This is a genomic window from uncultured Mycobacterium sp., assembly GCF_964249325.1.
Lineage (GTDB): Bacteria > Actinomycetota > Actinomycetes > Mycobacteriales > Mycobacteriaceae > Mycobacterium.
This window is the reverse complement of sequence record NZ_CAXUCH010000064.1, coordinates 6155-12922: the sequence shown is the minus strand read 5'-3', so window position 1 is coordinate 12922 and position 6768 is coordinate 6155. Positions and strand designations below refer to the sequence as shown.

General features: G+C 63.1%; 7 protein-coding genes and 1 pseudogene (1 of these 8 running past the window's edge). 3 read left to right on the top strand and 5 right to left on the bottom strand.

The window, feature by feature from the left end; translation table 11 throughout:
- Positions 1 to 100, bottom strand: a pseudogene (locus ACFE99_RS10600) (SDR family NAD(P)-dependent oxidoreductase) (it extends 732 nt beyond the left edge of the window).
- 234 nt (positions 101 to 334) lie between these two features.
- Between ACFE99_RS10600 and ACFE99_RS10595 the strand changes: the two are divergent.
- Entirely contained in the window at positions 335 to 1210 is an 876-nt protein-coding gene (locus ACFE99_RS10595; protein ID WP_375484985.1) for a mycofactocin-coupled SDR family oxidoreductase, read from the top strand.
- Entirely contained in the window at positions 1207 to 2430 is a 1224-nt protein-coding gene (locus ACFE99_RS10590; protein ID WP_375484983.1) for a cytochrome P450, read from the top strand. The genes ACFE99_RS10595 and ACFE99_RS10590 overlap by 4 nt, the downstream gene beginning before the upstream one ends.
- 120 nt (positions 2431 to 2550) lie before the next feature.
- Here ACFE99_RS10590 and ACFE99_RS10585 read toward each other — a convergent pair whose 3' ends face one another.
- The gene (locus ACFE99_RS10585) at positions 2551 to 4113 is read right to left on the bottom strand and encodes a class I adenylate-forming enzyme family protein (RefSeq protein WP_375484981.1); all 1563 of its coding nucleotides are present in this window, start codon (positions 4111 to 4113) and stop codon (positions 2551 to 2553) included.
- A gap of 275 nt (positions 4114 to 4388) precedes the next feature.
- Here ACFE99_RS10585 and ACFE99_RS10580 point away from each other — a divergent pair, with 275 nt between their 5' ends.
- Entirely contained in the window at positions 4389 to 4805 is a 417-nt protein-coding gene (locus ACFE99_RS10580; RefSeq protein ID WP_375484979.1) for a nuclear transport factor 2 family protein, read from the top strand.
- Positions 4806 to 5013: 208 nt separating this feature from the next.
- Here the strand turns inward: ACFE99_RS10580 and ACFE99_RS10575 are convergent, their stop codons facing one another.
- From ACFE99_RS10575 to ACFE99_RS10565, 3 genes are read right to left on the bottom strand one after another with little or no spacing between them, the layout of a single operon-like run.
- On the bottom strand, positions 5014 to 5823 hold the full coding sequence (locus tag ACFE99_RS10575) for an SDR family NAD(P)-dependent oxidoreductase (RefSeq protein ID WP_375484977.1): 810 nt from the start codon (positions 5821 to 5823) through the stop codon (positions 5014 to 5016).
- A gap of 16 nt (positions 5824 to 5839) precedes the next feature.
- Positions 5840 to 6394: a nuclear transport factor 2 family protein gene (locus tag ACFE99_RS10570; protein ID WP_375484975.1), complete on the bottom strand. Its 555-nt coding sequence runs from the start codon at positions 6392 to 6394 to the stop codon at positions 5840 to 5842.
- A gap of 13 nt (positions 6395 to 6407) precedes the next feature.
- Positions 6408 to 6725: a hypothetical protein gene (locus tag ACFE99_RS10565; RefSeq protein ID WP_375484973.1), complete on the bottom strand. Its 318-nt coding sequence runs from the start codon at positions 6723 to 6725 to the stop codon at positions 6408 to 6410.
- Positions 6726 to 6768: the final 43 nt, after the last annotated feature.

Here is a 6768-nt window from a genome sequence, read left to right as displayed (position 1 = left end):
CCCTGGCTCCCTCCTCGGCGAAGCATTCGGCAGCGGCACGCCCCATGCCCTTGCTGCCTCCCTGCACGCACACCGCCGCGCCTGCCAGTCCCAAATCCATATCCACCTCCGATGCTCCATTACGCGTTCCGGACCATCCGATCGCGCCACGCGCGGCATCGGCCCCAACGGTCGCACCGCTCCCACGCATTGCCGTTGAACCCAGCCAGGCCGGCTCCCAGACTGGACCCGGGCATTGAGACCGGGTTTCTCGTTCACCGTCGAGGGTTGACGATCTAACAGATAAAACATTAGATCATTATTGGATTCTGCGGCGTAAGAGGAGCGACTCCGTATGGGCAACCGTCTTGAGGGCAAGGTTGCTTTCATCACGGGTGCGGCCCGCGGGCAGGGCCGAGCGCATGCCGTGCGGATGGCCCATGAGGGTGCCGACATCATCGCGGTGGACATCTGCGGTGAAATCGGCTCCAACCCATACCCATTGGCCACTCAGCAAGACCTGAAGCAGACCATCAAGCTGGTCGAGCATGCTGGCCGGCGCATCATTGCGCGACAGGCCGACGTGCGTGAGCGCGACCAGCTGCGCTCAGCTTTACAAGCTGGGGTGGCCGAGTTCGGCCATGTCGACATTGTCGCGGCCAACGCCGGCATCCTGCCGCTGGCCATGGGCGATCCGCAACCATCCGACTTCGTCGACGCGACGGACGTCGATCTGCTCGGAGTGATGAATGCCGTCGCGGTCGCCATACCTCATTTGAGCCACCGCTCGTCGATCATCGTCACCGGGTCAGCCGCCGCCATGATCCTCGACGCGACCAACAACGCAGCGATGGGCCCGGGCGGCGCCGGCTATGTGTGGGCCAAAAAGACGCTGATCACCTACGTCGAGGAAATGGCGTATCACCTTGCGCCCCGGTCCATTCGAGTCAATGCGATTCACCCCACCCACGTCAACACTCACCCGCTGCACAACGAGGGGATGTATGAGATGTTGCGCCCTGATCTTGAGCGGCCCACCCGTGACGAGGCGGAGCCCGCGTTGGCCTTCTTTCAGGCGATGCCGATTCCATTTATCGAACCCCAAGATGTCGCCAATCTCGCCGTGTTTCTGGCCAGCGACGAGGCCCGCTACATCACCGGTCAACAGATCCGCATCGACGCTGGGGCGCTCATCAAGTCCCCTGAACGGCCGAGGGGGCCGAGCGAATGACTGAGCCCACACTCGATACCTCCGGGATCAACTACGATCCATATGATTTCGGAATCGACACCGACCCCTACCCGACCTTCCTCCGCCTGCGCGACGATGCGCCGCTCTACTACAACGACAGGTACGACTTCTACGCTCTGAGCCGCTACGACGACGTCAAGAAGGCCAGCCAGCAGTGGCAGACATACCAATCGGGGCGGGGCAGCGTGCTCGAAGTGATCACGAGCGGCGCACCGATACCGCCCGGGTTCATCCTGTTCGAGGACCCGCCCGTACATGATCTGCACCGAAGCCTGCTCGCCCGAGTCTTCACCATGCGGCGGATTGCCGAGATCGAGCCGAAAATCCGGGCGTTTTGCGCAGCGACGCTCGATCCGCTCGTCGATCAGCAAGGCTTCGATTTCGTCGCCGATTTCGGCGCTGAAATCCCCATGCGGACCATCGGGATGATGCTCGGCATCCCCGACGCCGAGCAGCCACAGCATCGAAAGCGCATCGACGAGGGCTTCAGGCTTGCCTCCGGCGAGGCATCCCCCGATGGCGGCGCGGCGCTACTCGCGCTGCTCGATGCCGAACGCTTCGGCGCCTACATCGATTACCGGCAGCAACACCCCGCCGACGATGTGATGACCGATCTGATCAACGCGACGTACACCGACACCGACGGCGCCGAAAGACATCGCGATAAGGCGGCAATCCAAACCTACGTGGGGCTGTTGGCCGCGGCCGGTAATGAGACGACGGTGCGCCTGATCGGGTGGGCTGGCAAGGTGCTTGCCGAGCATCCCGATCAGCGACAGCAACTCTGCGAGAACCCAAGCCTCATCCCCGGGGCGATCGAGGAACTGTTGCGTTATGAGGCGCCCTCACCGGTGCAGGCCCGCTACGTCGCACACGACGTCGAGCACTACGGCACAACGGTGCCCCGTGGCGCCGTAATGCTGCTGCTGACTGCGGCGGCAAATTGTGACGAACGAATGTTCGCCGACCCCGATCGCTTCGACATCCACCGTAAAGTCGCTCACCACTTGGCTTTCGGCTTCGGAATCCATCATTGCTTGGGTGCGCACCTGGCCCGCCTGGAAGCCCGGGTGGCACTTGAGGAGGTGCTCAAGCGCTTTCCGCAGTGGGAAGTCGACTGGGACAACGCCGTGCAGGCCCACACATCGACGGTGCGCGGGTGGGAGAAGCTACCGGTAATCACCAGCACAGCACATTGAGTTGACAACGGCAGCGAAAGGCATCGCTGCCGGCGCCACCAGCCGGACCGAGAGGCGCCCGCGCGACACTCCCCCCGCTGGGCGTGCGGTAGTTACCCTGGCCGCACAGTCCTCATGTGATCAAGTCGCAGATTTGCTTTGTTTGGCCTCGCCAAGGACGAGTTCCCGCAGAGTGTTTCGCTGGATTTTCCCCATCGCGTTTCGCGGTATCTGGCTGACGACAACCACCTCTTCGGGCGATTTGAACGCCGCCAATCCCTGTGATCGGCAAAAAGTCCGCAGCTCTCCCCGACTGGGGACAGGTGCTTGGTCTCTTACAACCAGGGCAGCACAACATCGTTCGCCGCTCAGCCGGTCAGGAAGCCCGATCACCGCGACATCGGCGATATCGGGATGCCGGATAAGCACGTCCTCCACCTCAAGCATCGAGATGTTTTCGCCCTTGCGGACCACGACTTCCTTGAGCCTGCCGGTGATCGTCACTTCTCCGTGGGTGCCGAGAATGGCCAAATCACCGGTGTGTAAGAACCCTTGATCGTCGAGGGCGTCGGTGTCTAATGAGGGGTCGAGGTAGCCCGAGAACATCTGGGGCGCCCGCACCAGCAACTCACCTTCCTGTCCCGCCCGCAGGTCGGCACCACCCGGGTCGACGATGCGAATGGCGGCACCGGGTCCCGGCAACCATGACGAGCGCGACCGCATCCCGTGGCGGTCGGGCATCGGCGGGAATCCGAGCAGCGGACACTCGGTCAGCCCGTAGCCATTGAGCACGCCTTCACCGCCGAGCTCAGTTCGCACTCGTTCGTCCAGGTCGGCGGCTACCGGTGCGCCGCCTGCCAGGCAGAACCGCAACCGGGAAAACAGCCGGGCCGACCCATGCCTGCGTTGTGCGTCTAGGTACGCCTCAAAGAACGGTGTCGCGCTGCCCAAGATGGTGGCGCCTGCGCCGGCCATTTCCAGTGGACTTCGCGCGGGGTCGAACACGTCAATCATCTGCAACGCAAGGCCGATGCGAAGCGCTGCGATGAGCCAGACCACGCCGCCGATGTGGGCGAAGGGAAACGCGATCGGAAACACATCGTCAGCTTGCAGAGGTACCGCCGCCATCATGGATTCGGGGCTAAACCATAACGATTTGTCGGTGTGCTTAACACCCTTGGGTTCCTTGCTGGTGCCTGAGGTCAGATACACCCATCGCGTCCCGTCGGAGTCGGGAATCAGCGACAGCTCAACCGGATCGGCGGCGGGCAACGCGATACCCGCCTGCGCAGCCCCTTCGGGGCCGTTGGCGTCAACGGTGACGACGGTGGCGGCCGGGAACACGGATTCAGCCAGCGCGCGGTGATCACAGCCGCGGAAGCGGCCCGGAACGAAAACGAACTCCGGATCGAACGTGCTACTGACCGTGCGCAACTCGGCTTCCCGCAAGGACATGATCACCGGATTCTGAATCGCACCCAGCCGCGACAGGGCGACCATCAGCACCGCGGCCTCCAGCCCGCTAGGCAACTGCCAACTGACCCGGCTATCCCTACCGATTCCGAGCTCGCGCAGCCCGGCAGCGGCCGATATCGCACGCTCCCGAAACTCTATAAAGGTCAGAGTCCGCCCATAAGTGTCGAACACGAAACGCCGCCCGCTGAAGCGCTTCACGGCGACTTCGATCGCCTGCCACAGACGCACCCGACCTCCTATCCCATGGCGTCCGACTCGGCTACCTGGACCGGCAGACTTTGGCTGCACTCGGCTTGAGGATAGCTGCCGGTCCGGCCAATCGGACCAATGTCACTGGCGCCAATCAGAGGGTGCACCACAGGCCAGGAAAACAGTTATTTAGTTGTATACATCGCTGGTATGATTCGTGCGCGAAGCCGCTGGGGGGAACCGCCGACGGCCGGCGGGCCGGCACCAGTCGTCGTCCCGGAAGACGCGACCGCGAAGGCGAGAGGAGCACAGCGATGGCGTTGACGGGCCACGAATTGGAGCAATTCATCCGCCGGTGGTATCAGCTGTGGAACGAGCAGGACAAAGAGGGCTGGCTGCGGCACTGGCGCGAGACCGCGCCCGGCGAACCCAGTCTGGAGGATCCGGTAGGCACCCCCGTCAAGCGCGGGTGGGAGCTGGCCAGCGAACTGTGGGACCGGACCGGGCCCGACCATCCCGTGGTCACGATCACCCAGCTGATCACCGGCGGATCTGAAGCTGTCGTCGTCGCCCACAACGAAGGTCACTACCGCGGCGAACCGCTGGTGATTCCGAGCGTCGATCTGTGGCGACTCAACCCGGACGGCAGTAGCGCCATCCGCAGTTTCTGGGTGATTCCCGATCACATTCCGTACGGAAAGTGGACAGCAACTACCGGCGGCTCAACATAACGCGGCGCAGCCGCTGGCGGCCATCTCCACCAGGTGCCGCCCGGTGTACCCAACACCGTCTCGCGCTGTCGACGCCTGACGTCGCCGAGACCCACCGTGCTGATGAGAGACTGCGCTGCAGTCGGAGCGGCGGGCCGACGGGTTGATCAGGCACGGAAATCGCTATGTTGCACAACGCCTCTGGGAACCGAGTCTGAACCATCACCGGTCAGTAGATTGACGATGTGCCTCCGCCGTCGACATGGAGGTTCATGCCGTTGAAGAAATCAGCCTTCGGACTGGCCAGCACCGCGACGGCGTAGGCGACATCTTCGACTTGGCCGATGCGATGGACGCTTTGACCGGTCCCCTTTAAGACGTACTGTGCGGCGCGCTCGATGTCGCTGCCCCATCCGCGCCGCTCAGCGAAGATGTGCAAGAAATCGCGCAGTCCTTCTGTCATGATCATTCCGGGCATCACCGTATTAACGGTGACGCCCGTGCCCGCCAACGCTTTCGACAAACCCATCGACATGTTGATCATCGCTGCTTTCGACGGACCATAGTCAGGCTGACCGGAGGTGGGAATGATGCCTGCGGCCGACGCGATCTGAATGATGCGCCCCCAACCGTTCTCCTTCATCCGCGGTGCCAGGGCGTGGATCAAATACCCGGCAGAAAGTACGTTTCGTTGGTAGGTGATGGCCCACTCCGATACCGGCAACGCAAACCACGATTGAATTCCTGTCTCCGACGGTCCGCCCGCGTTGTTCACCAGGATGTCCACCCATCCGAACGCGGCGGCCGCGGCCTCGGCGACGGCTGCGGCCCCGTCTTGGGTTGCCAAGTCGCCGATTACCGCCGCCGCCGTTCCCTCGTTCTGCCGGATCTGATCGACCACCGCGCAGACCCGCTGCATATTGCGGCCGTGGGCAACCACCGAAACACCCTCAGAGGCCAGGGTTTTGGCGATCCCAGCGCCTATTCCCGAACTGCTGCCGGTGACCAGTGCTCTTTTGCCGTCCAAGCCGAAATCCATCACCGCGCCTTTGCCCTCACAGCCGTGCGCCTCGCGCGAATGTCGTGAAGAATGCGTAGGACGGATCCTGTGCATCTTTTCGGCCGGCGGCGATGCTGCCATTGGTGATGGGATTCTCCTGCTCGAGCGTCGCCGGGACAGCCACCTCATGCGCCCATTCGAGAGTGCACTTGCGGTGTGCGATTTTCCACTGCCCCTCACGCCTGGAATAGCGATCCAGATAGCGGCCGCCGGTGAGCAGGAGGTTCGCGGCATCACCGTTCTCGCTCCGGTGATAGGCGATCACGTAGGCTTCGCCTTCCGCGCTGTCCGGACCAGTAACCCGGATCAGGTGGTTGGTGATGTTGTGCTGAATGACCGTCAGTCCGGCCTCCATAGGTTCGATCAGGTCGACGAACTCCTGCGCCGTGTTCGTGGGATTGATGCCGTGCTCATCAAGTGCGCCGCGCTCATACAGAGTCCGCGCGAGTGTCACGTCGCCGCGATCGACTGCGCGGCAGAATTGCAAGACCAGATCGCGAATCGCCTCCTTGGCGATGAGTTCCTCAACGGCGGTTCGGCCAGTCGTCACGGCCTTGCCCTATTCACATCGGTTCTGGCAATGCCGCAGCGATCGGCATGCCGGCCTCGACCTGGCGCCAGCGGTGGTGGGCCTGTTCGGCAGAACAGTCCAGCAGATCGGTGAGCGCAGAGCCGAGGATCACCGGCCCGAACGTGACGACGAGCAGCATTGCGGCCACCGTGCGCAGCTCGTCAGGATCGTCGGCCAGCCCATCAGGTCGCTCGTCACGCAGCCGTTTGGGGGTGCGATCCACCGCTTCTGTGAACCATCGCTTGGCATTTGGGGTGGCCTCGATGAGGATCCGGCGAATATAGGCGGCCAGTTTGGGATTATCGGTCATGAGCTCATCGAAGCCCGCCAGTTCGGGGCGCGCCCCGTCGACG